This window comes from Natronogracilivirga saccharolytica (assembly GCF_017921895.1).
Classification (GTDB): Bacteria; Bacteroidota; Rhodothermia; order Balneolales; family Natronogracilivirgulaceae; genus Natronogracilivirga; species Natronogracilivirga saccharolytica.
On sequence record NZ_JAFIDN010000005.1, the window covers coordinates 192,286 to 215,879 of the forward strand.

General features: G+C 51.3%; 18 protein-coding genes and 2 riboswitches. Of the genes, 4 read left to right on the plus strand and 14 right to left on the minus strand.

The genetic code is table 11. The features are described 5' to 3' along the window. Positions 1-105: 105 nt before the first annotated feature. The 6 genes from NATSA_RS08370 to NATSA_RS08395 all read right to left on the minus strand — a co-directional run bounded on the left by NATSA_RS08370 (position 106) and on the right by NATSA_RS08395 (position 5,587). Complete coding sequence (locus NATSA_RS08370; RefSeq protein ID WP_210511593.1) at positions 106-336, minus strand: FmdB family zinc ribbon protein; 231 nt, start codon at positions 334-336, stop codon at positions 106-108. A 219-nt stretch (positions 337-555) separates the two neighbouring features. Then, positions 556-1,749 carry an aminotransferase class I/II-fold pyridoxal phosphate-dependent enzyme gene (locus NATSA_RS08375; protein WP_210511595.1) on the minus strand — a complete coding sequence of 398 codons (1,194 nt, stop codon included), beginning with the start codon at positions 1,747-1,749 and terminating at the stop codon, positions 556-558. A gap of 77 nt (positions 1,750-1,826) precedes the next feature. Next, entirely contained in the window at positions 1,827-2,570 is a 744-nt protein-coding gene (locus NATSA_RS08380; protein ID WP_210511597.1) for a 2,3,4,5-tetrahydropyridine-2,6-dicarboxylate N-succinyltransferase, read from the minus strand. Between the two features lie 126 nt (positions 2,571-2,696). After that, positions 2,697-3,614 (minus strand): 4-hydroxy-tetrahydrodipicolinate synthase, encoded by a 918-nt coding sequence (gene dapA, locus NATSA_RS08385; protein WP_210511599.1) that lies wholly within the window; start codon positions 3,612-3,614, stop codon positions 2,697-2,699. Positions 3,615-3,647: 33 nt separating this feature from the next. Continuing rightward, positions 3,648-4,346: a 4-hydroxy-tetrahydrodipicolinate reductase gene (locus NATSA_RS08390; protein WP_210511601.1), complete on the minus strand. Its 699-nt coding sequence runs from the start codon at positions 4,344-4,346 to the stop codon at positions 3,648-3,650. Positions 4,347-4,506: 160 nt separating this feature from the next. Continuing rightward, positions 4,507-4,713: riboswitch (Lysine riboswitch) on the minus strand. 94 nt (positions 4,714-4,807) lie between these two features. After that, positions 4,808-5,010: riboswitch (Lysine riboswitch) on the minus strand. Between the two features lie 46 nt (positions 5,011-5,056). Further along, positions 5,057-5,587 (minus strand): GNAT family N-acetyltransferase, encoded by a 531-nt coding sequence (locus tag NATSA_RS08395; protein ID WP_210511603.1) that lies wholly within the window; start codon positions 5,585-5,587, stop codon positions 5,057-5,059. A 102-nt stretch (positions 5,588-5,689) separates the two neighbouring features. On the opposite strand from NATSA_RS08395, the gene NATSA_RS08400 reads away from it, so the two are divergent. Then, a complete protein-coding gene (locus NATSA_RS08400; RefSeq protein WP_210511605.1) occupies positions 5,690-6,358 on the plus strand; it encodes a CPBP family intramembrane glutamic endopeptidase in 669 nt (222 codons plus the stop codon). Between the two features lie 31 nt (positions 6,359-6,389). On the opposite strand, the gene NATSA_RS08405 is transcribed toward NATSA_RS08400, so the two are convergent. From NATSA_RS08405 to NATSA_RS08415, 3 genes are all read right to left on the minus strand, one after another. Continuing rightward, entirely contained in the window at positions 6,390-8,237 is a 1,848-nt protein-coding gene (locus NATSA_RS08405) for an amidase (RefSeq protein ID WP_246481751.1), read from the minus strand. A gap of 74 nt (positions 8,238-8,311) precedes the next feature. Beyond that, on the minus strand, positions 8,312-10,912 hold the full coding sequence (locus tag NATSA_RS08410; RefSeq protein ID WP_210511607.1) for an ABC transporter permease: 2,601 nt from the start codon (positions 10,910-10,912) through the stop codon (positions 8,312-8,314). Next, entirely contained in the window at positions 10,909-11,634 is a 726-nt protein-coding gene (locus NATSA_RS08415; RefSeq protein WP_210511609.1) for an ABC transporter ATP-binding protein, read from the minus strand. The genes NATSA_RS08410 and NATSA_RS08415 overlap by 4 nt, the downstream gene beginning before the upstream one ends. 136 nt (positions 11,635-11,770) lie before the next feature. Here NATSA_RS08415 and NATSA_RS08420 point away from each other — a divergent pair, with 136 nt between their 5' ends. From NATSA_RS08420 to NATSA_RS08430, 3 genes are all read left to right on the plus strand, one after another. Then, a complete protein-coding gene (locus NATSA_RS08420; RefSeq protein ID WP_246481752.1) occupies positions 11,771-12,445 on the plus strand; it encodes an arylesterase in 675 nt (224 codons plus the stop codon). Positions 12,446-12,517: 72 nt separating this feature from the next. Next, complete coding sequence (locus NATSA_RS08425; protein WP_210511610.1) at positions 12,518-12,730, plus strand: DUF2905 domain-containing protein; 213 nt, start codon at positions 12,518-12,520, stop codon at positions 12,728-12,730. Between the two features lie 45 nt (positions 12,731-12,775). Then, complete coding sequence (locus NATSA_RS08430) at positions 12,776-13,498, plus strand: CPBP family glutamic-type intramembrane protease (RefSeq protein ID WP_210511612.1); 723 nt, start codon at positions 12,776-12,778, stop codon at positions 13,496-13,498. 71 nt (positions 13,499-13,569) lie between these two features. Here NATSA_RS08430 and NATSA_RS08435 read toward each other — a convergent pair whose 3' ends face one another. From NATSA_RS08435 to NATSA_RS08455, 5 genes are all read right to left on the minus strand, one after another. Further along, the gene (locus tag NATSA_RS08435) at positions 13,570-15,975 is read right to left on the minus strand and encodes a glycoside hydrolase family 3 protein (protein ID WP_210511614.1); all 2,406 of its coding nucleotides are present in this window, start codon (positions 15,973-15,975) and stop codon (positions 13,570-13,572) included. 125 nt (positions 15,976-16,100) lie between these two features. After that, positions 16,101-17,561: a glycoside hydrolase family 30 protein gene (locus tag NATSA_RS08440; protein ID WP_210511616.1), complete on the minus strand. Its 1,461-nt coding sequence runs from the start codon at positions 17,559-17,561 to the stop codon at positions 16,101-16,103. A 16-nt stretch (positions 17,562-17,577) separates the two neighbouring features. Next, positions 17,578-19,038: a RagB/SusD family nutrient uptake outer membrane protein gene (locus tag NATSA_RS08445; RefSeq protein ID WP_210511618.1), complete on the minus strand. Its 1,461-nt coding sequence runs from the start codon at positions 19,036-19,038 to the stop codon at positions 17,578-17,580. A 15-nt stretch (positions 19,039-19,053) separates the two neighbouring features. After that, the gene (locus tag NATSA_RS08450; protein ID WP_210511620.1) at positions 19,054-22,356 is read right to left on the minus strand and encodes a TonB-dependent receptor; all 3,303 of its coding nucleotides are present in this window, start codon (positions 22,354-22,356) and stop codon (positions 19,054-19,056) included. A 198-nt stretch (positions 22,357-22,554) separates the two neighbouring features. Further along, positions 22,555-23,589 (minus strand): FecR family protein, encoded by a 1,035-nt coding sequence (locus NATSA_RS08455; protein ID WP_210511622.1) that lies wholly within the window; start codon positions 23,587-23,589, stop codon positions 22,555-22,557. Positions 23,590-23,594: the final 5 nt, after the last annotated feature.

A 23,594-nucleotide genomic window follows, 5' to 3' on the forward strand; every position in this document is an offset into this window, starting at 1 on the left:
TGTTACAGGTTCAATAAAATACGACATTCAGCCTAAATAAACAGACAAGCAGCAATACGCAGGTGGATCACCGCCATAATAAGCCGGGAATGTTATTATCTGCCGCTACAAATTGCACATGCCGCCGGGGCAGCATCCGCCTCCGGTATCAGGCGGCAGGTCATTTCCACCGCTGCTTCCCTGAGTCAGGGCTATCCCTCCAAAAACCTGCGAGAAACTCCGGGATCCGCAGTCTTCACATATGAGAGATCCTGCCATTTCTGCTTTGTTATCCATGGATGACCGGAACTCTGTAACTTTTCCGCAATCTTTGCATTTGTACTCGTAAAGTGGCATGACTGTAATACGGTTAATAGTTTAGTAGTGTCCGGTTTGCTGTGGCAGCTGCCTCAGGGCTTTTTGACCTCCAGCTGAACAGGCGCACCGGTATTTACATATATACTTATTTATATAATAACAAATAATTTCTGCCCCGTCAACCTGAATAACTGTTGCCCGTGTGCCGGTTTATGAAATTTGAAAAACTTTTCCCGGTTTTACAGGCCAGACAGGAGTCTAACGCATTTTCAGCGCGCGGCAAATTTGCCGGGTTGCCTGACGGATGCGATGGGTGTTTTCGACCAGGCTCATGCGAACATATCCTTCGCCGGCACTGCCGAATCCGGTTCCGGGCGTGACCAGCACCTCGGCCTCATCAAGAAGCCATTCGGCAAACCGGTACGATCCGGCTTCACGGAATGGTTCAGGCACAGGTGCCCAGACAAACATGGCCCCTCTTTTCCGTGGAATGTGCCACTCACCCCGGGATAATCCATCGACAAGGGTGTCACGACGGGCCTCGTATTTTTGAGCGAGTTCCCTTACTTCGTCCTGATCTTTTCTGAGCGATACAATCGCGGCAACCTGTATAGGTGTGAACATTCCGTAGTCAAAAAACGCCTTGATCCGGCTGAGCAGGGCAATAATCTCCGGATTCCCGAGGCAAAATCCGCATCTCCATCCGGCCATATTGTACGATTTGCTCATAGTGAAGAACTCCACCGCTACATCCCTGGCTCCCTCAACCTGCATGACACTCGGCGCCTGATAGTCACCGAATGTGATATCCTTGTAGGCAAAGTCGTGGATCAGAATAACCGAATGCTCACGACACCAGCTGACCATATCTTCGAAAAAAGAAAGATCAACCGTGGTTCCGGTGGGATTGTGGGGATAGTTGAGATACAGAACCTTCGGTGTTTCGGGAAGCGCCTCGATTGAGGCGATAAGCTCTGCCGCATCATCGGTAACCGGAATGTTCCGTACCTCGGCTCCGGCGATGACGGCACTCCACATGTGTACCGGAAAATAGGGCTCCGGTACGGCGCAGGTCTCGCCGGGTCCAAGCAGGGCAAGTGAAAGATGGGACAATCCTTCCTTGCTGCCGATCGTCGATATAATCTCCGACTCCGGATCGAGCGTTACGCCATACACATTTTTGTAATGATCAGCCACGGCATCCAGCAAATGAGGAATGCCTGTTGCGCGTGAGTATCGGTGAACCTTGGTATCATCCAGAACCTCCCTGATCTTTTCCACAGCATCGCGCGATGCCGGCATATCGGGATTTCCCATTCCGAAATCGATGATATCGATCCCCCGGGAGCGGCGGTGCTGTTTCTCGGCATTAAGCCGTCCGAACACATATTCGGGCAGCTGCTGCATGCGCGAGGCCGGTTTGATAAATTGCTTTTGCTGTTGAGCACTCATGGTTTGATCATTTTGTAGATGTCGGTGTGTACAGATAACTGAATCGTATCCGGCAGGATGCTGGTATAATAACCCAGTTATCGCAAAGAATCTTCCAGGGCCAGGGATGCATCGCTTTTTTCATCCCGGTATTTGATTATCAAAGCGCAGTTCATCTGGAATCCTGCCTGGCTCGCCCATGAGAACCGCCCGGAAACCGGACGTGTTCCGGAGACAACCACTGCCCGTTCCGGGACAGGTTCACCCCGGTCCAGCTGCCGCTCGTTAACACAATCAAAAACCGGCACACCCTGCGAAAGCACCACACCCGGGGCAATAACGGCATTTTGCAGCACCTGCACCCCTTCCACCAGTATCGCTCCGGCACCGATAAAAGCACCGTCCTCGACAATAACGGGCGACTGATTTACCGGTTCCAGCACGCCTCCTATCTGTACACCTGCCGATAAGTGGACACTCCTGCCAATCTGTGCGCATGATCCGACCAGCACATGCGAATCGATCATGGTTCCTTCATCTACATATGCTCCGATATTGATGTACGATGGCGGCATGACAATCACTCCGGGCGCCACATAGGATCCGGTCCGTACAGCGCTTCCGCCCGGCACAACCCGGACCTTCCGCTCAACCGTAAATTTCTGCGGCCTAAGATTGTGCTTGTCTACAAATTCATCCATTTCGGTCAATTCACCGGCACGAAACGCATCCAGAATTGCCTGTTTCACTTCCGGATTGGCCTTCCATTCACCGTTTTCCTTCCGGGCACTCCGGACTCCCCCGGCCTGCAATCCTTCCAGAACCTGCTTCCAGTCACTCATTTCTAAAATCCTTCTTTATAATTATTTCGATTTTCATTTTTTGCTATTTATGCTATTTATGCTGCCGTACCTGCCGGTTTATGATAGCCATTTCCGTTTTGCGATCATAAACTGGCGTCAACTGCTTTACCGGACTTCCGCCGGTTTTCTGCTTCTTTCTGCATGCCAGTCAGTTACCTGGTCTGAAACTGACCTCAGATATTCAAGACGAACCATATCGTCTCTGTGCAGTGGCAGCTTTACCTCATCCGTGCGGATACGCTCCCCTGCACAAAGCAGCGCCTTGGCCGGTACCGGGTTTGACGCAACAAAAAGTGCTTTTGAAGCCTCCTGCCAGAAAGAACGCTCAATTTCGGACAGCTGATTCTCCAGTGCCAGCTCACAAAACAGCCGGGTCGCTTCCGGCCAGACATTGCCGGCCACGGAAACTACACCCGCAGCGCCGTGCGGTGCAAATTCGGGCAGCATGGCATCATCGCCGCTGTAAACCAGTGCATCTCCGGCTGCCGAGCGGTACCGGCGGAACTCCTCCACGGACCCGCTTGCCTCCTTGATCGCCCAGAAATTGCGGTGATTTCTAAGCCTTTCAACAGTTTCAAGATGAAGAGAAGTGCCGGTCCTGCCGGGAACATTATACAGCATGACTGGCCGGCTGACGAAATCCATCAGTGTTGTAAACCAGTTATACTGTCCTTCCGGACCCGGTTTCGCATAGATAGGTGTCACCATCAGATAGGCATCCACCGCTTTGGTTTCGAGGTAACAGAGCCATGAAATAATATCCGGAAGATGATGGCCTCCGACACCTGCCATAACAGGAACATCCAGGTTCAGCGACGTTGTGAAATCGATGATCAGTTTTCTTTCAGATTCACCGAGATTAAGCGCCTCACCGGTGCTTCCAAGAATCAGTACACCGTTGCCGGCATTTTCCTGTTCCCGGAGCAGCGATTCAAGACTACTCAGGTCCGGCTGGCCGGATGCGGTCAAAGGGGTTACAAGGGCCGTCCACAGGGGGTTTTGAAGGTCAGTTTGTGCTGTCATAATATGATTTGTTGTTTTGGAAGTGACAGATTATCAGTTTCGGGACTGGATATGACGCAGGACAAATTGCTGGATGTCATAAAGTCCGGGTTCAAGCCTGTTTTGATCTGACAGCAGGCGGGATGCTGTCCACAAGGCTCCGGATGCGAATATCTGCCGGTCTTTGGCCATGTGGTGGATACTGATTTTTTCAAAAGGTGTATCCAGCGTAAGTGTATGCTGCCCGACTACATCGCCTGTTCGCTCCGATGTGATGGTGGCAGGCTGATCCAGCCAGCGCTTCCAGGCAAGGGCCGTTCCGCTCGGGGCATCCTTTTTTTGCGCATGATGGATGTCAAGAATCGAAAAGCGGTGTTCGTCGTACATGGTTGCCGCCATTCCCATGATCTGGATCATCTCGTGGATGAGATTCATTCCCAGGCTGAAGTTGCTGGCATGAATCCACACCAGCCCGGCACCGGCGATGCGCCTGGAGAAATCCTCGCGTCCATCCGGCCAGTCAAATCCGGTTGATCCCGAAACAACAGGTTTTCCGGATGCGATCAATTCCGGGATATATTCGGCAAAGGCATCTCCCGGAAGGAAACTGATAATGACATCGTGTTCAGCGAGCAAGTTGCGTTCGGGCGGACGGGATCGGTTAAAAACGGTAACGGAAATGCCGGACTGTCCGTCGGCCAGATCATTGACCCGGCTTCCGGTTTTTCCGTTTCCAAGCAGTGCAATATTCATCAGGGTGATACTTTAGAGAAACCAGTGCCGCTGTAAAGGCAGCAAACAGGTTTCCGGTTCAGGTTTGTAACATGCACCTGAAAAGCATCACGACGGAATCATTCGCCGGGGCAGGATTAAGGAAGGCAGAAGGCGAATTACTGTGTCATGCACTGTTCATCACTCCTAAAGCACTCCACGACCTGCTCGCAAATGAGTCAGCGTGACAGTCCCAGGGATTCAACCACTGGACCCAACTTTTCAAATCACCGGCGGACTTGAAAAGCTTCGGCAACAACGCCCCCTGGCCATCGGTCACTGGCAGCTCCCGCAACGGGAGTCCGGCACCTCGCGATGGTTGCCTGACGGTTGCACCTCTTCAGGTAACAATATTTAAGGAACAATAAAAAAGTGAGAGGGCGTCATTGTCACACTGCCTGTACGGATGGGCTTGTGCAGGTGTGATCAAACCCGAATGAGAAAGGGCCAGAAGCACTCCACAAGCTGTTTCGCACTGAAACAGTGTGACAGGAACCGGGATTCAGCCCGAAAACCCAACAAACCGGAAAGCCGTTTTCCCGGATTGCTTCGGCAAGTCATCCCCTCACCGTCGGTCGCAGGTTATGTCCGTTTCCGGACCGGCACCTTGCGACGGCTGCCTGATGCTTGCACCTCTTCAATCAAGTCTCAATTATAATGATCCCATTATTAAAATCAAAATAAAAAATGAGCTACGTTGAGAACCCCTCCAAATCCTTGCCCATGGTCAGCTCGTCCACATAACGGCCGTCAATGCGCATGGATTTCGGATGATGCCCCTCGATGCGGTATCCCATCTTTTTATACAGGGCAACCGCAGCTTTGTTTTCCTCGATCACGGTCAGACAGATACGGTTGATTCCGTGCTTTCTGCACCAGGTTTCCAGCTCACTCATTAAACGGGTTCCCACCCCCCTTCCTGCGAACTGCTGAAGAATTCCGATTACTATGTAGACTCGATGACGTACCTTTTGCCAAGGCATCCGCCGCACTTCCAGATAGCCGGCCATTCTCATTTCACCGTCATGACCGATGCCTTCAGCGGCAAATACCGTCCCGTTTTCAGGTGGCTTCATGGACGTTAATTTTTTTTTCCACTCCCGGACATCTGCCGGACGTTCGCCCGGTTCATACAGCAAATACTTTGTCTCCCGGTCAAGCTGCAGCATCAGCTTAACCAGTGCTTCGGCGTCATCGCCGGTTATTTCCCTGATTTCTATCATTATTCCCCGTAATTTTGTTATTCTTGATGCTCCGGCTCCTTCACAGCCGGGGTAATGCCATTATATTACCGCCGGTATCCTTTTTCAAGCAGCTTTTGATTCATGATGCAATATTCCCGAAACGCACTGCTGATGCTCTCCCTCGCATCGGCTGCAGTTTATGTCTCACTGACACTGATCATCGTGCACTATGCACATGACGATGGTATTGCGTCACTGTTCGACCATGGATTCCCGCTGGCCGGGCAGCTTGTTTCGGGATTTTTGTTCGGCATACTGGCTGCCGGATTCGTGGCATTCGTCATGTTCCGCACCCCAGTTTCGAGAATTCTGCGTGACTATACCATCGTTGACATGCTTTCGGGCATGAAGTTCCGCCGGTTTGACCGCGCCCAGGTCTCCTTTTTTGCGGGCGTCGGCGAGGAGCTTTTGTTCCGCGGTGCGCTTCAGCCGGTTATCGGGCTCTGGCTGACCTCCCTGCTGTTTGTCGCACTCCACGGATATTTCAAGTTCACTTCGATACTGCATGTGCTTTTCGGAGTGATGATGTTCGGGCTGAGTGTCGGCCTTGGTTTGCTGTTTGAATGGGCGGGACTGATTGCCGCAATGACCGCTCACGCTGTATATGACTACATCATGCTCATCATCGGGGAAAAGTATGAGTTCGGTGGGAAGGAACAATCCGGGACATACGAACAGTCTGATTCACCTGAAAATTTCGAGTCACCTGGTCAGTCTGAATCAACCGGTCATTCTCAGAAACCGGATTGACCGGAATTGCGGGTCAGCAGGTACCACATGATCATTCATCCCGTTCCCTTTCGCCGGAACCGGGGGCAAAATCCGGCGGAATCTTCTCATGATAACCGGTTGCCATTTGCCAGGCCCGTGCCAGTGAAAGCACGGTTCCTTCATCATAAAGATGGCCGTTGAATGTAATGCTGACGGGAAGTCCTGATTCCACATCAAATCCGGTCGGAACGGAAACCGACGGATGTCCGGTCAGATTGGTAACCTGCAGATTCCCCCCCACAAATGAAGGCGATACATAGACATCGACATCACTGATGGCCTCGTCCATCTGCTTCATCAAAAGCGTGCGGATCCTGTTTGCCTGAATATATTCCACGGCGGGCACAAAACGGGCAGCCCGGAACACATTTGGCCAGGCATCTCTCACCTGCCGCACCATCATGGTGTCTTTACCGCTTCGGGTCACCTCATCGAAAGCAGCGGCTGCCTCTACGTTCAGGATAATGCGCATTGGCGCTGCAGTAATTTCCGGTAATGAAACCGGCACCAGTTCCGCCCCCAGATCCCTGAGTTTTTCAAGCACTCGTTTGTCGAATTCATGATAGCCGTGTTCGGATTCAAATGCATCAGCGATGTATCCGATGCGTTTGTTCTCAAAATCAAACTCAGGGTCGTAATTAAACGGGATATCCCGTACCGACGGATCTTTTTCGTACCCGCTTCCGGTGGCATCGCCGCCATCGCCGGAGGCATCCGTTCTGTTCGCCGGACCATAAATGGCGTCAAAAACAATAGCGGCATCGTGAGCCGAGCGGGTAACCGGACCGATTTTGTCCATACTCCAGCTCAGAGCCATGACCCCCTGGCGGCTGACTCTTCCGAATGTGGGGCGGAACCCGGTCACTCCGTTTCTTGTGGCCGGCGAAATGATAGAGCCCAGGGTTTCGGAACCGATCGAAAATGGAATGAGTCCCGCGGCCACGGCGGATGCCGAACCGGCGCTTGATCCGCTGCTGCCGTACTGCGTATTCCAGGGAGTCCGGGTCATTCCACCGAACCAGACATCGCCCCAGGCAAGTTCGCCCAGTGACAACTTGGCGACATGTACTGCTCCGGCTGCTTCCAGCTTGCTGATGACCGCAGCCGTGTAATCGGGCTCCCGCCCGGCATATATCTTCGAGCCCCAGGATGCAGGATACCCTTTCAAGTCCAGCAGGTCTTTTGTTCCGTACGGGATGCCGTGAAGTAAACCGCGGTAATTGCCTTCAGCAATCTCCCGGTCAGCCCGGCGTGCCTGCGCAAGCGCAAGCGAATCCGTCAGTGTAACCACGGTTTTGAGTTCATCATCGTACCGGCGGATGCGCTCAAGGAACATGCGGGTAAGTTCTTCGGAAGTCACAGCTCCGCTTTGAATGAGCACAGCCAGTTTTTCAACCGGATAAAACGCCAGTTCTTCGGGTTCATCAGGCAATTCAACCTGCTCATCAAGCATCCAGTCGATGGAATGCTGCTCTTCTTCGGACTGATGCCACGGAAGCATCGGATCGAAGTGCATGGCTGGCATCACATCATTTCCGATATCATAGCCTCTGAGTTCTTCATAGTATCCAAGCTGTGTGATCACGTCTTTCATCATGGAGTCACGATGGGCATCACTGAATGACAATCCGTACAGCTTTTCCGCTTCCCTGATACTTTCTGCTGTAAACGACGGCAGTGTATCCTGCATATTCCGGTACCGTGCTGATTCACTCACGGAATCATAACCGCCTCCGATGGAGGTAATACCGGCCAGAGGCCCCCGGTCCGCAATTCCGATGAACATCAGCGATGCGGCCATGACTCCGGCGAAAAAAAAGGAAGCTGCGGTTTTCCAGTGTCTGATAAGGTGTGTCATATATCGAATTTCGGAGTGATGCTTCAGGCGGGAAGCCGGACCGGAATGACCCCCTCTAAACATCCCGCCCGGTTTTATCCTTCTGCCCTGAGAACTTCAAGCGGTTTGCTTTGCAATATACCACGGAAATTCAAAAATCCGACAATGAGTGTCAGAGCGATCACAACCACTGAAGCAGCCAGCAGTGCCCACAGGTCAGGCACAAAAATCAGATCGAAATACAGCAGCGCAAGCAGCCATCCGGCAATCAAGGCCAGCAGAAGGCCGGTCAGGCAGGACAAGGCCCCAAGCCAGAGATATTCCACAAACTGAATCCCGAGAATCTGCCTGCGGGTAGCTCCGATAGTGCGAAGCAGAACGGATTCTTTCAGACGCTGAAACCGGCTTATGGCGATGGCACTTGCAAGCACGATCAGACCGGTCAGAATACTGAAGAGAGCCATAAACTGAACAGCCATGGCAACCTTGTCCAGAAATGTCTCGACACTTTGCAGCACGAGTCCGACATCAATGGCCGACACATTAGGATGGGATTGAACAACAGCCTGCTGGATTCGTGCCCCGGTCTGCTCATCCGGCGTCCTCAGGGTCAGTGCATGGAACTGAGGCGCCGATTCCAGCACACCGGCCGGAAAAAGCACAAAGAAATTGGGCTGGGGGCGCTGAAAATCGACTTCGCGTATCGAGGCCACGCGGGTGTCCACGGGCACGCCCTGTATATCAAATGTAAGTGTATCACCAAGCCCGGCAGCGAGATCATCCGCCAGCCGGTAATCCAGTGAAACCGGAACCGGTTTCCCCGAGCCGATGCCTTCCGACTGTCCGATCCATTCTCCCTCACGGATGGTTTCCGCCTCGTTCAACTCCTCACGGTAGGTAACCCGGTATTCTCTGGTCAGCGCCCAGGAGCTTGCCGTACTTGTGGTATCATCCCTGATCTCGCGGACCGGACGATGATTCCGGTGTGTTAGCCGCATGGAGACAATCGGGACCGTTTCAAGCACCCGTGCGCCTTCATCGCGGCTGATATCCGTGACATCGTCCAGCTGGTCTGACTGGATATCATAAAACACAAGGTTGGACTGGTCCTCACCGGTCCGGAAGTCAATGCGCTGCAGTATCATTTCCTGTGACAAATACATCGAGCCGATCAGAAGCATGCCCATACCCAGTGTCGTTACCAGTACAGAAGTCTGGTTGTTGGGCCGGAACATGTTGGCAATTCCCTGGCGCCAAACGTAGGACAGAGACCGCAGCCTGAGCGAGCGCACGGTACGGATCAGCAGGGATGACATGGCAAGCAGTACAAGTATCGATGCGATAATACCTGCAATGAATAATGCGGCAGCCGTAATGCTCTGCAGAAGTGCGGCAAGAATCAGTGTCAGGGCCAGAATCACTGTTGCACCAATGCCGGTCTTGACCCGCCGTGAAACGTGGGCAAGCGGGGAAAAATCGGTGATTCTGACGGCAAGAAGCGGCGGGATGCTGCTGATGCTCATCAGCGGCATGACCGCCAGTGCAATGCTTGTTGCCATGCCCGTCAGGAGTCCCAGCCCGACTGCCGGAAGGGATACCTGCTGAACCAGCTCAAAAGGCAGAAAATCGGTGAACAGAAGCGGCAAAAACCGCTGGACAAGCAATCCGAGCAAGGCACCGGCAACAGCTCCGGCAAATCCGAGTCCGACCACCTGAATGCCGAATATGTACAGCACCTGCCGTGAGGAAGCCCCAAGGCAGCGGAGAGTTGCCACTGTTGCACTTTTCCGCTTGATGTAGACGTAAACGGCGCTTGCCACACCGAGGGCTCCCAGCATCAGAGCTATGAATCCGACCATACCCAGAAAGCGGGTCAGGTTGTCTATGATCTGCGCGAAATCCTGTTTTCTGGATGCCACCGTTGTAACATTGATCCTGCTGTCCCCGGCAATCTCACGCACTTCTGACGCCATCTGCCCGATCTCATCTTCATCCGGAATATGCTCCCGGCGGACCTCCTGTCCGTCACGGGTCACTCCCGGTTGTGAATGGCTTCCGAACCGGAACCATGTCTTGTACTGCACCCTGCTGCCACGATCCAGCAGCCGCGAACCGGCTACTGCATCCTTCGGTACAATTATGCGGGGACCGATGAGTGAAAAAGCAGCCGATTCACCGGGCACTTCCAGTATTTTTCCTGAAATCCGGATCCATTCCGTGCCAAGGCGGATGGAGTCTCCGACCTGCAGATCAAGCTGCTCCATAATCGGCCGGTCAACAAGCGCCTTCCGCTCCTGCTGATAGGTTTGCGCGGCTGTTTCCGGACTGGTTTTGATTTCACCATAAAACGGAAATGGACCTTCGATTGCACGTATTTGCGACAGCCGCGTCACATCCCCGTACATCACCATTGACGAAAATTCAATCGATCGGGCCTGGTCACCTCCCACCGAATCAATCCAGGCAACCAGTTCATTGCTGTAGGGCCGGCCTTGCGAAATCTCGAGATCGGCCCCGAGCAGCTCGCGGGACTGCTCATCGACGGTCATAAGCACATCACTCCGGAAGGAAAGGATGGCTACGAGCGCCGCCACGCCGGCCACAATACCGCCGCAATAGACCAGCAGGCTTTTGTACTGGGAGCGGGCATCACGCCAGGCCGTTTTAATGCTGAAAATATCGGGCATCAGAGTCATGTGGAGACTCCCTGTTTCAGATCTGTTTGTTCCGGAATACTGTCAGTCTGCAGGCTGTCGTTCGCAATACGCCCGCCCTTCAGCCGGATGGTCCGGTCACATTTATCTGCCAGTTCGGAATCATGAGTTACGATAACCAGTGTGGTACCTTCTTTTCTGTTCAGCTCAAACAGGATCTCCTCCACTTGTGCTCCAGTTTCTGCATCGAGGTTCCCGGTCGGTTCGTCGGCAAAAAGAATATCGGGCTTGTGGATAAATGCCCTGGCAATACCCACACGCTGCTGCTCACCACCGGACAGCTGCGAGGGATAGTGATGGAGACGTCCTGCGAGTCCGACCTCGCCAAGAAGCCGGCGTGCCCTTTCCGCCACATCCTCATAGCGGTCGCCCCGCAGCTCCAGCGGGACCATTACATTTTCCAGCGCTGTCAGTGTGGGGATGAGCTGAAATGACTGAAAGATAAACCCGATGTGCTGATTGCGGATGGCTGCGAGCCGGTCTTCATCCATCCGGCCCAATTCATGCTCTCTGAGATGCACCTGTCCGGATGTCGCCTTGTCCAGGCCGGCACAAAGGCCCAGGAGTGTGGTTTTCCCGCTTCCGGATGGTCCCACAACAGCGCAGATCGTTCCGGCTTCAATTGTGAAAGTTACATGATCAAGCACGGTGAGCGAGCCTGTTCCGCTGCGATAGGTTTTTGTGAGGTCGGTTACTCGGAGCATAGCTTTTCCGGATCAAAAATATTGCTGAAAAAAAATCTTGTTACAGGTAGATCCCGCACACTAAATGATAAAACTTAATCCGTCGAAAAATCGTTGACTGAATAACAGATATGCTCAAAATAATTACCATGCTTCCATGATCACTGCATTGCGAATATTATACGCCGGATGTCTGCTGACAGTTGCGCTGCCTCTTATGGTTGCTGCGGTACCACGGACAACAGACGTCGATGCCAGCAATAACTCCGGTTCTGACGAAACCACTACCATCCTTTTTTTTGGTGACAGTATAACTGCAGGCTACGGACTTGACATGGATCAGGCATTTCCGGCCGTAATCCGGGAAATTGCAGACTCGCTTGGATATAAGATTGAGCCGGTCAACTCGGGGGTCAGCGGCGAAACATCAGCCGGAGGTTTGCGGCGCATTGACTGGGTTCTTCAGCGGCCGTTCGATATATTTGTGCTGGAACTGGGCGGCAATGACGGACTCAGGGGAATTGATCCCGGACACACCATGGAAAATCTCCAGCAAATCATGGACAAGGTCAGGGCGGAGCGGCCCGACGCACAGATTGTGCTGACCGGCATGGAGGCCCCGCCCAATATGGGAGATTCGTACACCAGCGCTTTCCGGAATATTTTCAACGAACTTGCCGAAAATAATGACGTGGTTTTCATGCCATTCATACTTGAAGATGTGGCAGGAGAACCGGATTATAATCAGGAGGACGGGATTCATCCCACTGCGGAGGGGCATCGCATTATTGCAAATAATCTCTGGGATGTACTCGAACCGCTGTTGAGATAGCAGAATCAACTGCACCGGTCAGAAACAAATGGCAGACACAGGAAACCTGAATCATAACACTAGTGTGAAATAATGGCGCGATTTCTGATTCTTGCCGGCATTATCTTTTTGATTGTGGGGATTATCCTGCAAATGTATCCGGGATTGATGAACTGGCTTGGCCGGCTGCCCGGAGATTTGCGATTTGAATCCGGAAACACCCGGATATATTTCCCCATTACTACCATGATACTTGTGAGTATCATCCTTACCATCTTGCTAAATCTGCTCCGGCGCATATTTTGAACCCAGCGCACCATTAATTGTCACTTTTAACATCGGAGAAACACTATGTCAGACCGCCATCGACTGCTTGAGCCCGAGTTTCGTTATATCGGCTGGTCTCCGGGTTACTCTCTGTTTCACAAACTGTACCTGAGCCTGGAGTTTATTTTCCTTTTTCTGGCAATTCCGGCTCTGATTTTCTATGACTTGGTTCCGTTCTCAAAAATCGGATTGCTGCTTGGATTCACGCTGCTTTGTGCCTTCATTCTCTGGCGGGACGGTCGGTTCAACAGGAAGAAACTCTGGAACACGAAGGGTGTGCGTAAATCGGCCCGGGGCATTTTCATGCGGTTCATTCCTGCGGCGGTTTTCCTGGCCATAATCATACTGATGCTCGAGCCGGACCAGCTTTTCAATATGGTCAGGAATGACTTCGGGTCCTGGTTGTTTGTGGTGATCGCCTATCCGCTTTTTTCAGTGTACCCCCAGGAGGTTATTTATCGCGGTTTTGTATTTCACCGCTACGAACCGATCTTCCCAAAGCAGCGGTTTATGATCCACGTAAATGCCCTTAGCTTCGGTTATCTTCACATTATTTTCGGTAACTACCCGGCTGTTTTTCTCACCTACGGAGCAGGGTACCTCTTCGCCAGGACCTACGCAGAAACCAAATCATTACTTGCCGTATCGCTGGAGCACGCTCTGTACGGCATACTCATATTCACGATCGGGTTCAACGACTACTTCCTGAACTCGGTGGTCCTGGATCTGGATATCTTTTTCCGTTGAACCCGATGCTGCAATTTGTGAACAAGTGTACCTGCTCACATTGAATTATTTAGCGTAATTCCCTGCCGGATTCAGAACACTACCTGAGTTTCCGTAACAGTAAAGGGAGCTTCCAGTCCGTCAACACGCAGAACGAATCCGCCCTCCTCTACAATCCACTCATTATTGTCATTGACAAATGCCAGCTTGCTGACCGGCACCCGGAATGTCACTTCTTCAGTCGCGCCGGCTGCAATTTCGATCTTCTCAAAATCACGAAGGCGTTTTACCGGAGGTGTGATAGATGCATAATCCTGGGAGGAAAACAGCATGACGGTTTCTTTCCCGTCACGATCAGATACATTCTGAACTTCCACAGTCACCTCAATGATGTCATCCACTCCGTAAGAAGAAGCATCTGTTGACAGAGAGACATACTCAAATTCGGAATAGCTCAGGCCGAACCCGAATTCATACTGAGGATAAAACTGAGTGCCGGTGGGGGTGCCTTCAAGCTCCAGGTTTTCCGTGTGCTTGTGGTAGTAGGGAATCAGCTTGTTCGGATAGCGCGGATAGGTGTACGGCAGCCTTCCGGAGAAGTTGGATTCACCGAAAAGCAGAGACACAAGTGCTTCACCGCCATAATTGCTGGGCAAATAGGCATTGACGATGGCAGGCACCAGCGGTTCTACTTTGCTGATAATGCGCGGGCGGCCCTGGGCAAGCACCATGACCACCGGTTTGCCGGTTTCCGCAGCTACACGAACCAGCTTTTGCTGATAGTCCGACAGATAAAGGTCGTCCAGGTCTCCCTCACCCTCGCAATAGGAGTTTTCTCCGACAGCCAGTACGATGACATCCTTGTCTTCGGCTTTTTGCCTGAAAGCATCAAAATCATCCACAAATTCATCATCAAACGCACCGTCATGATCGAAGCGGACGGTTTCGTACAGGGTTACATTTCCTTCGCCCAGTTTCTCCGAAAAAGCGTCGTAAATCGTCAGGTAATCTTCGGTAAACTCATCCACCAGATCTCCCTGCCAGGAGTAGCTCCAGCCGCCGTTGAGCGGCCGCATGGTGTTTGCGGCGGGACCGGCAATCAGTGCGGAAATATCCGGATCAAGAGGCAGAACATTGTCTTCGTTTTTGAGCAGCGTGATGGATTCCAGTGCGGTCTGACGCGAGGCATCGGCAAAAGCTTCGGATGCAAATTCCGGATAATCATCCAAAACCGTATAGGGAGTTTCAAACAGTCCCATTTTCACCTTTACCGTCAGTATCCGGCGCACAGCATCATCGATCCGGTCCATCGGGACCTCTCCCTCATTGACCAGTTCCACAAGATATCTGGAAAAGTCAAAATCGTAGGGAACCATGGACATATCCACACCGGCATTGATGGCCATTCGTACAGCGTCTTTATAATCGGCGGCGACGCGGTGGCGGGTATAGAGGTAAATGATATCCTGCCAGTCGGTCAGAACAAAACCTTCAAAGCCCATCTCCTCTTTCAGCAGGCCGGTAATCAGTTCTTTGCTGGAGTGAAACGGAATCCCGTTGATCTCTCCGGAGTTGAGCATGACGGTGAGCGCACCGGCATCGATACCTCCGCCTTCGAAGGGAGGCACATGGTACTCGCGAAGCTGTGACTCGGGTATCCATGCTGGTGAACGGTCGCGCCCGCTGAGTGTATGGGAATATCCCAGAAAATGTTTGGGGCAGGATGCAATCTGATAGGGGTTGCCAATGTCATTGTCTTCACCTTCATATCCTTTCACCAGTTCGTACCCCAAAACTTCAGACAGATAGGGATCTTCGCCGAAGGTTTCCCAGTGCCGGGGCCATCGCGGATCGACACCAAGGTCGAGTACGGGAGAAAACGTCCATGCCACACCGGTAGCCCTTGTTTCATAGGCTGTTATTTCACCGGCCCGGCGCACGAGTTCCGGATTCCAGGTAGCGGCCATGCCGATTTGCTGGGGAAAAAGCGTGGCGCCGTCGACATAGGAAGCACCGTGGATCATGTCCAGTCCGTATATGACAGGAATATCCTGTCCGGACTCTTCAATGGCATATCCCTGAATTTCAGACAGCAGTTCATTCCAGAACTCCGGAGTGCGGGCGCGGTTGTTGGCGGTGTTCAGTACCGATCCCACCTGGTAGGTACGGAACGCCTTTTCCATCATTTCCGGATCCAGCTCAAACGGTTCATAGCTGCTGTATACATCCTCTCCCTTGCCAAGTACATCGAGGGTGATCTGGGTCATCTGTCCCACTTTCTCCTCAAGTGTCATTTCGGCGATCAGCCCGTCCACCTTCTCGCGAGTTTCGGCTGATATGACGGATTCTGTTTCCGCCTGATCGTGTGCCGCCTGTTCCGTTCCGGCTGCGGCATCCTCCCCGTTTCCGTCATCTGCGGCCGTCTGATTCATCGCGGAACCGCAGGATGCGATCAGGAACAGCGCCAGAACAAGCATGGTTTTGTTTAGAAATTGCATGGACCGGCTTAATAAGGTATGGATGATATCAATCCGCCCTGATGACACAACCGACTGATTCTCTACTGTTTTGAAAGTTTTCATATAATTATTTTTAAAGTTTTTAAACTGGCAGGAATAATTCTTTACCACAGGAATGTACCAAGAGTCCGGCCGGCTAAAGAATACCGGAATTTACCACTATTTGACCGAACCTGAAAAGTTTGTGCCTGCTGCGACCGGTTTATTATCACCAGTTTGTGCTCTCCTTCTTCATTGATAAAAGCCAGATAGTTCAAATCTTGCTGAGGCGCGGTAGACTGAATCCTGTAATCTCCCGGTCTCACATGCCTGGCCATGTGCGCCAGTATGTAATACTCTTCATTGCGTGACAGGAACTCCTCATTTTCCGGAATGGTAACAACACCGCGGCAGTTCGGACATCCCCCGTTCTGGGGCCCGTCCTGCTCGTCCAGTGCCAGGTTCCAAAAAATTGCATTTCTGGAATAGTTTCGCACGGAGCCCAGAAAGATGTGATCCATATTCCAGGTTATATTCTCCCAGAAATCAGTAGCCCAGCCTCCTCCGGAAATTTCCGTAAAATAGAGATGCTTGTCGGGGTGTGCCTCGGCCACGTGTGACATTTGTCCGACGTCACCTCCATAACCGTGAAATGCAGAACCTTTCACATACTGCCGTGTGTCTTCATCATCAAGTATGTTAATGGGATATTGAAAATTGTCCCAGTTGTGATCATAAATAATAATATCTGTCTGAATGTTTTCCTTTTCAAACAGGGGACCCAGATAATCACGGATCAGCTTGCTCTGATCCTGCCAGGGCATGTACATGGTCGGATACCCGGAAGTTTCATGAAGCGGCTCGTTTTGAACCGTAATTGCATGGATCGGAATACCTTTGTCTTCATATGCCTGAATAAACATTTTCAGGTATCGTGAAAAGTTTTCGAAATGCTGTTCCTCCAGACGCCCGCCTCTCATACTGTTGTTGTTTTTCATCCAGCCCGGGGCGCTCCAGGGACTTGCCATAATCCACAGATCAGGATTGATCTCAAGAACTTCCTGCATGACAGGTATTACATCCCTGAGATCGACTTCGGGAATCCGAAAATTTTCCAGCCCGGGTTCATCGCAGTAAGAGTACGTTCCCAGTGAAAAATCGGATGAACCGATTGTAAGACGGATATTGGATATACCTATTCCCTCTTCCGGATCAAAAAGTTCTGTGAGAAGCTCCCTGCGATCCTCGTTATCCATCTTTTTCAGCAGGTAAGCCGACGAACCGGTCATGGCCGCACCAAAACCCGTGATTGACTGCATACGCTGATCTGCATCAACTTCGATCACAATACTTGCGGAATCATCCGAAAATGCAATGGGATTTTGCCGGTCATTGAGTGCCAGTCTGTTGCCGGATGTCAGATAAACGGTTACGTCACCCGTTACCTCCGAATTGTCATTCCCGTTCTCACCCGGTTCGCCGCCATTGTTTGACGACGTAGGGGAGTCATCGCTGCAGGACAGCAGGACAAATACGGCAAGAATCATCACAAGTGGCCGGATCCGGTTCAGATATGCTGCGGTCATTTCATTACTCCTTATTTCAAAAGCCTACATTTTGTTCAAGTTGCGGATTTCTGTCCAGTTCTGTCTGAGGTATTGGCCAGACCAGTTTAAATTCAGCAACATCATAATCAAGAAGACTGCCGTCTGCACCGCGCAAATTGCTCATGATCTCCAGTGCCCGGCCTGAACGCTTCAGGTCGAAGTACCTGTGACCTTCAAATGCCAGTTCCAGCCGGCGTTCATGAAGCACCAGGTCCAGTGCCTCTTCCGATCCGGATGCCGACACTTGCGGCAGGTCAACGCGGGCACGAACTTCATTCACAAGATCCATGGCCGGACCAACCTGATCCATTCTGGCGTATGCTTCGGCTTTCAGCAGCATAATATCTGCAAGGCGCATCAGAATAAAATTTTGTGAGCCGGTTGTATTACGATATTTGTTGACGAAAGGATAATTGCTCACATCCCAGTGCCGGTCTGTCCAGAGCCCGCTGACATCCCGGAACCGGACCGATGAGTTCAGGCGAATGTCATCTCCTTCAACTTCAAACGCCTGAACCAGATCCCAGGTCGGTGTATTGAACTTTTTCCAGTCGGTACCCTGGAACATGAATACACCCCAGTTACCTCCGGTATCAGATCCGTAGTAGTTAACCTCAAAAATTGCTTCATTTGAGTTCTCTGCGGACCCGTCCCAAAGCGCATCATAATCCGGCAGCAGCGAGTAATTGCCGTTCATTACCTGACCGGCGGCTGTCACCACTTCCGACCAGTTGCCCAACTCGGCATGGACTCTCGCTGTTAACCCCTGTACCGCTCCGGTAGTTGCATACCCTTTGTCAGGAGCCGTTGAGCTCACCCGGGGCAAGGCGGTTTCCAGGTCGCTCAAGATCAATTCGTAAGCCTCTTCAGGTGTGCTGGGCGACGGGTACATCACTTCATACACTTCTTCGATGTTACCAGCATGAATTCCTGAGACATCCCTGGTAATAATCGGAATGTTTTCCCATAACCTGGCAACATCAAAGTAGGCCCAGGCTCTGATGAAAGAAGCCTCTCCAAGGATTCTGTCGCGCTGATTATCAGTAAGCCCTGATACTTTGTCGATATGCTCGATTACCGTGTTGGTTTTGGATATCATGCCATAGAGGTATCCCCAGTCGCGCTCGACAACTTCATTCGTAGCCGATACACGCCACTCTTCCATCTCAAACATGGCAGGGTTATCAGCTCCGGCGTGAGCATTATCTGACTGGGCATCACCAATGAGATAGTAATCCAGCTGAAAGTATTCTGATTTAAAATCGTTATATGCTCCGCCAAGAAGACTTTCGATTTCACCAGCAGAATAGCTCCTTTCATCAATATCGGTTTCGTCTACACCGAGATCTTCATTGGAAAAATTTGAAAGTGGCTCTCTGGTCAGAAAATCATCGCAGGATGTCACCAGCGGCACACACAGTAAAAAGGCAAGTATGGTTGCAATTACATTTTTCATGGCTGACTCACGTTATTATAAATCAATATTAAATCCGAATATGATGGTTCGGGACTGGGGATAGGTACCGTAATCAACGCCCAGCTCGACACCGCTGGTCCCGTAGGCATTTACTTCCGGATCAAAACCGCTGTAGCCTGTGAATGTGTATAGATTCTGGCCTGTCCCGAAGACCGTGAGGTTGCTCATCCTCAGCGGGCTTATCCAGCGGTAGGGAAGCGAATAAGAAAGCGTCAGTGTTTTAATACGCAGGTAGGACCCGTCCTCAACAAACCGGGTGGAATTTCTCACATTTTCCATGCTTGAAGTTGCCCTTGGAATATCGGTAACATCACCCGGCTCCCTCCAGCGGTCGAGCACCTCCGTCGACTGATTTCTGTGATCGAACATTCCCTCAGTATCAATCCGGGATGCATTATAAATATCGTTGCCCTGCACTCCCTGCAGAAATACCATCAGCTCGAATCCGCGGTAACGGAACGTATTTGTCATTCCATAGATAAAATCAGGCTGCGCATTTCCGATTACCGTTCGGTCTGCAGCAGTTATTGTACCCGTTCCGGTCAGGTCACGATACTCAATCATTCCGGTTTCCGGATTGACCCCGTCCGAAATATAGCCGTAGAATGTTCCCAAACTCATACCCGGCTCCATGCGGATCACATTTTCATTGTTGGAATAAATCTGTGCGTAATCATATACCTGATTCAAACCAAGCTCAGTAACCTCATTCCGGTTGAATGAAATGTTAAACCCGGTATCCCACTGAAACCTGTTGCCGGTGATGTTTCTTGTTTCGACAACAAATTCGAGGCCGCGATTTTCCATTTTTCCGTCATTTCGGGTAATATAGTCTGCGGACCCGATGCGTGGAACCACCACATTGAGCAGGAGATCATCGGTTTTCTTCAGATAGGCATCGGCTGAAAAGGTAATCCGGCCGTCAAATGCCATGATGTCCAGACCAACATTGGTTTGCGTTGTTGTTTCCCATTTCAGATCCCGGTTTTCAAAACTGGTCCGGAACATGGAAGGTCCTGACAGCGGCTGGGTCGGAGGGCGCCTGCTGGTGCCGAACAAGCCATACGAAGCATAATTGCCAATTCCTTCCTGATTCCCGGTCACACCCCAGCCGGCACGAATTTTCAGGTCGTCAAGAAAATCCACTCCATTCATGAAAGACTCCCCGGTGACACGCCAGGCAGCGGAAACCGAAGGAAAGACTCCCCAACGGTTGCCCTCGGCAAGCTTCGAAGACCCGTCATACCTGATCGTCGAAGATATGATATAGCGGCTCTGGTAGTTATAACTCACCCGGCCGAGGAATGATATCAGCGCCCAGTCAGCGGCCACTGTACCGGCGTTGATAATCTGATTGGCGACATTCAGTGTCTGAACTGACGTGTTGGACGGGAAGTCATTGACGCTTATGTAATTCTGATCCCATCGGTTATGCTGCATGGTAAACCCGCCAAGGGTTCCGAAGCTGTGATTGCCAAGTTCAAAATCGTAGGCCAGTGTGTTTTCAAGCAGCCAGTTGTACTCCCGGTTTTCGTTATCGGTAGCCTGTCCGTTCTCCTGGCGGCCGAAGGAGGTCTGAATCGGATCAATGAACTGATACCAGTTCCATCGGTTATGGTCGACTCCGAAATTGGTTCTCCAAAGCACATTTTCGTGCAGATTCACATTGAATATGACGTTTCCTGACAACCGGTCACTTCTGTCCCAGCCGGCCCGTGACATATAGGCGAGCGGATTTTCCCACGATGGCTGATAGGGGTTGGGCATAAACTGGCCGCTCCTTTCAGGATCCGTGCTCCAGACTTCAAGGAACGGTGGGGTGTTGATGGAGCTGAGAATGGTACCTCCTCTCGCGACACTCTGACTGTCCTCGGTGTCTCTTCTCTCCCTTCTTGAGTACGACAAATTGGTGGATACCTTGAACCAGCTGCGAATTTGATTATCCAGGTTCACCCTGAAATTGTAACGTTCATTTGAGGCCGGACTGACGATACCCTCTTCACTCAGATATCCCAAAGAAAGGTAATACTGCATGAAGTCGGTTCCGCCGGATGTTGAAAGCTGATAATCCTGGTAGGCTCCGGTTCCGAAGGTCTTGTCCATCCAGTCCGTATCCGTTGTTATGGATTCCGGTACGGTGCCCGGCCCGGATATTTCGGTCATCAGTTCACGATACTGGGCGGTATTCAGTGCATCCATCTGTATGGGCAGGTCGGAAAAACCAAAGTTGGTCTGAAAATTGACTGTGGACTCGCCTTCCCGTCCCCGCTTGGTTGTTATCAAAACTACCCCGTTTGCGCCTCTTGACCCGTAAATGGCGGCAGAAGATGCATCTTTCAGGATTTGAAGGGAAGCAATATCGTTGGGATTGAGATTCTGAATGTTATTTGTCGGCACTCCGTCCACAACATACAGAGGCTCATTGCCGGCCTGCACGGAAGTAGACCCCCTGACCCTTACCGTCAGGCCGGTTCCCGGTTTGCCTGAAGGCTGGCTTACCTGTACCCCGGCCGCACGGCCCTGAATGGCCTGACTTACATCGGTGATCGGCGTTCTGCCCACCTCATCCATACGAACAACAGAAACAGCGGTACTCAGATCCCGAATTCGCTCTGTCCCGTATCCGACGACTACAACATCATCCATCCACAGAACATCTTCACTCAGTTCAATCGTGATCTCCGACTGTCCGTCTACCGGTACGGCCATCGATACAAATCCGACATAGGTTATTTCCAGAACGGCATCGGCGCCCGGAACGGTCAGACTGAACTCACCCTGCTGGTTGGTGACGGTTCCGATGGTTTCATCCCTTACCGCTATGGTAGCTCCAACGAGCGGCTCACCGGTGGCAGCATCTGTGACTTGTCCGGTTACGCGGTGATTCTGGCTTTCCTGATTCGGAGCAGGTGCCTCTGCGGCATTGGCAGCCCCGTTTATCACGATCATGTTACCATTAATCGCGTAACTGACATCCAGATCGGTGAAAAGCTGCTGGAGCAGTTCTTCTACCGAACCATCTTCAACATGCACTGAAACCGATGGAGCGGATTCAAGATCAACGTTCCGGTAAAAGAAACTGTAATCTGTTTCTTCTTCGATTATTTTCATGGCATCAAGCGGACTGATCTGATCCGTTATGATCGTAACCTGATGCTCCTGAGCTGCCGCGTCAGCAAAAACAGGAGTGATTGCATGCATAAAAAATGCAGCAATGAGCAACCTCTTCATGTACTTCCAGAGCGTCAAATTGTCTGAAATGATGCGGAAGGCCCGGTAAAAGTAACTTGCATCCATGCGTACACCTGTGTTTTTAAGTAATGAGTTTACATTGTATGAAAGGGCTTCCACATCGGGACACAGTTGTGCTGCATGAGGAAACCGGTAAACAGATATTTTTGCCGTGCAGAAACCGCCAGGAACTGCAGAAATATCACTTACAATAATTTATGGATCCGAGGATTCCATTCGTCGTGCTTTGCTTCGATCGTTCTGCTACTTAATAATTACTTTGTTGTTTTCAGTCCTGTATTCAAAAGGAGTAGTACTTTTTATGGCTTCCAGTACCTGGTCAATGTTTTCACGATTCCGGAAAGTGCCGCTGTATTCGGTATCGTTAAACTTGTCGATGTCATAAGAAATCTCAACATCAAACCACATTTCAAGGCGATTGGCCAGCTCATCAAAAGTAGCGTTCCGGAAGACCAGGACACCATTTCTCCAGGCTGTGTACTCCATGGTATTGATATCTGAAATTTCCAGCATATCATTTGACTTGTCGTAAACAGCCCGCTGGCCTGGTGACAGTGCGGCAAGCTTTTCCGCCGAACCATTCAGGTTTGAATTCAGGAGTTTCACACCCCCTCTTTCGAGCACGGTTTCAATGCTGTTCTCATCGGGATAAGCCCTCACATTAAACGCTGTACCCGTAACCTGCACATCCATGTGTGACGTGGACACCACCAGATTTCCGGCCCTGCTTTCCGGAGACTCGAAATAAGCCTCACCCTCGAGTTGTAATCTGGTTTCTCCTTTATAATCGCCGGCGGCATGAGTGAGTCGTGAATCGGAGTTCAGCCAGACCCGGGTACTGTCTGCCAGCATAAACTGTGAGCGTTGTCCCATTTCTGTCTGTACCGATACAATAGCTGATTCCATTGTATCTCCGTATCGCACAAACAGAACCGCTGTGGTAATGACCAGCGGGAGAAACAGTATGGCTGCCGCATTGCGAATAAAAAAGAGTACGCTGGTCTTTCTGGCGTTCGCGTTTGCTTTCTCCTTATTCTGAAACTCTTTCAGATCTGTGCTGCTGACAATGCGATCCCATGCTGCCTGCTCATCGGGATTGAATTTATTGGAAAGATCCGAGCTGGCTACATTCCAGGCCAGACTGATCTTTTTAAATGCTTTCCGGTTGGATTCTGATTCAGCAAGCCACTCATCAAGCAGCTTCTGTTCACGATCATCTAATGAATCTTTCAAGGCTTTATGAATCAGACTCCAGGGTATGTGCTCACTTTTTTTCATTCTAT

Coding starts and splice junctions, on each gene's coding strand:
- NATSA_RS08435 (WP_210511614.1), bottom strand. CDS start 15,975: ATGCAATTTCTAAACAAAACCATGCTTGTTCTGGCGCTGTTCCTGATC.
- NATSA_RS08450 (WP_210511620.1), bottom strand. CDS start 22,356: ATGGATGCAAGTTACTTTTACCGGGCCTTCCGCATCATTTCAGACAAT.
- NATSA_RS08380 (WP_210511597.1), bottom strand. CDS start 2,570: ATGAGTGACTGGAAGCAGGTTCTGGAAGGATTGCAGGCCGGGGGAGTC.
- NATSA_RS08455 (WP_210511622.1), bottom strand. CDS start 23,589: ATGAAAAAAAGTGAGCACATACCCTGGAGTCTGATTCATAAAGCCTTG.
- NATSA_RS08425 (WP_210511610.1), top strand. CDS start 12,518: ATGGCGCGATTTCTGATTCTTGCCGGCATTATCTTTTTGATTGTGGGG.
- NATSA_RS08395 (WP_210511603.1), bottom strand. CDS start 5,587: ATGATAGAAATCAGGGAAATAACCGGCGATGACGCCGAAGCACTGGTT.
- dapA (WP_210511599.1), bottom strand. CDS start 3,614: ATGACAGCACAAACTGACCTTCAAAACCCCCTGTGGACGGCCCTTGTA.
- NATSA_RS08445 (WP_210511618.1), bottom strand. CDS start 19,038: ATGAAAAATGTAATTGCAACCATACTTGCCTTTTTACTGTGTGTGCCG.
- NATSA_RS08370 (WP_210511593.1), bottom strand. CDS start 336: ATGCCACTTTACGAGTACAAATGCAAAGATTGCGGAAAAGTTACAGAG.
- NATSA_RS08440 (WP_210511616.1), bottom strand. CDS start 17,561: ATGACCGCAGCATATCTGAACCGGATCCGGCCACTTGTGATGATTCTT.
- NATSA_RS08400 (WP_210511605.1), top strand. CDS start 5,690: ATGATGCAATATTCCCGAAACGCACTGCTGATGCTCTCCCTCGCATCG.
- NATSA_RS08375 (WP_210511595.1), bottom strand. CDS start 1,749: ATGAGTGCTCAACAGCAAAAGCAATTTATCAAACCGGCCTCGCGCATG.
- NATSA_RS08390 (WP_210511601.1), bottom strand. CDS start 4,346: ATGAATATTGCACTGCTTGGAAACGGAAAAACCGGAAGCCGGGTCAAT.
- NATSA_RS08420 (WP_246481752.1), top strand. CDS start 11,771: ATGATCACTGCATTGCGAATATTATACGCCGGATGTCTGCTGACAGTT.
- NATSA_RS08430 (WP_210511612.1), top strand. CDS start 12,776: ATGTCAGACCGCCATCGACTGCTTGAGCCCGAGTTTCGTTATATCGGC.
- NATSA_RS08405 (WP_246481751.1), bottom strand. CDS start 8,237: ATGACACACCTTATCAGACACTGGAAAACCGCAGCTTCCTTTTTTTTC.
- NATSA_RS08410 (WP_210511607.1), bottom strand. CDS start 10,912: ATGACTCTGATGCCCGATATTTTCAGCATTAAAACGGCCTGGCGTGAT.
- NATSA_RS08415 (WP_210511609.1), bottom strand. CDS start 11,634: ATGCTCCGAGTAACCGACCTCACAAAAACCTATCGCAGCGGAACAGGC.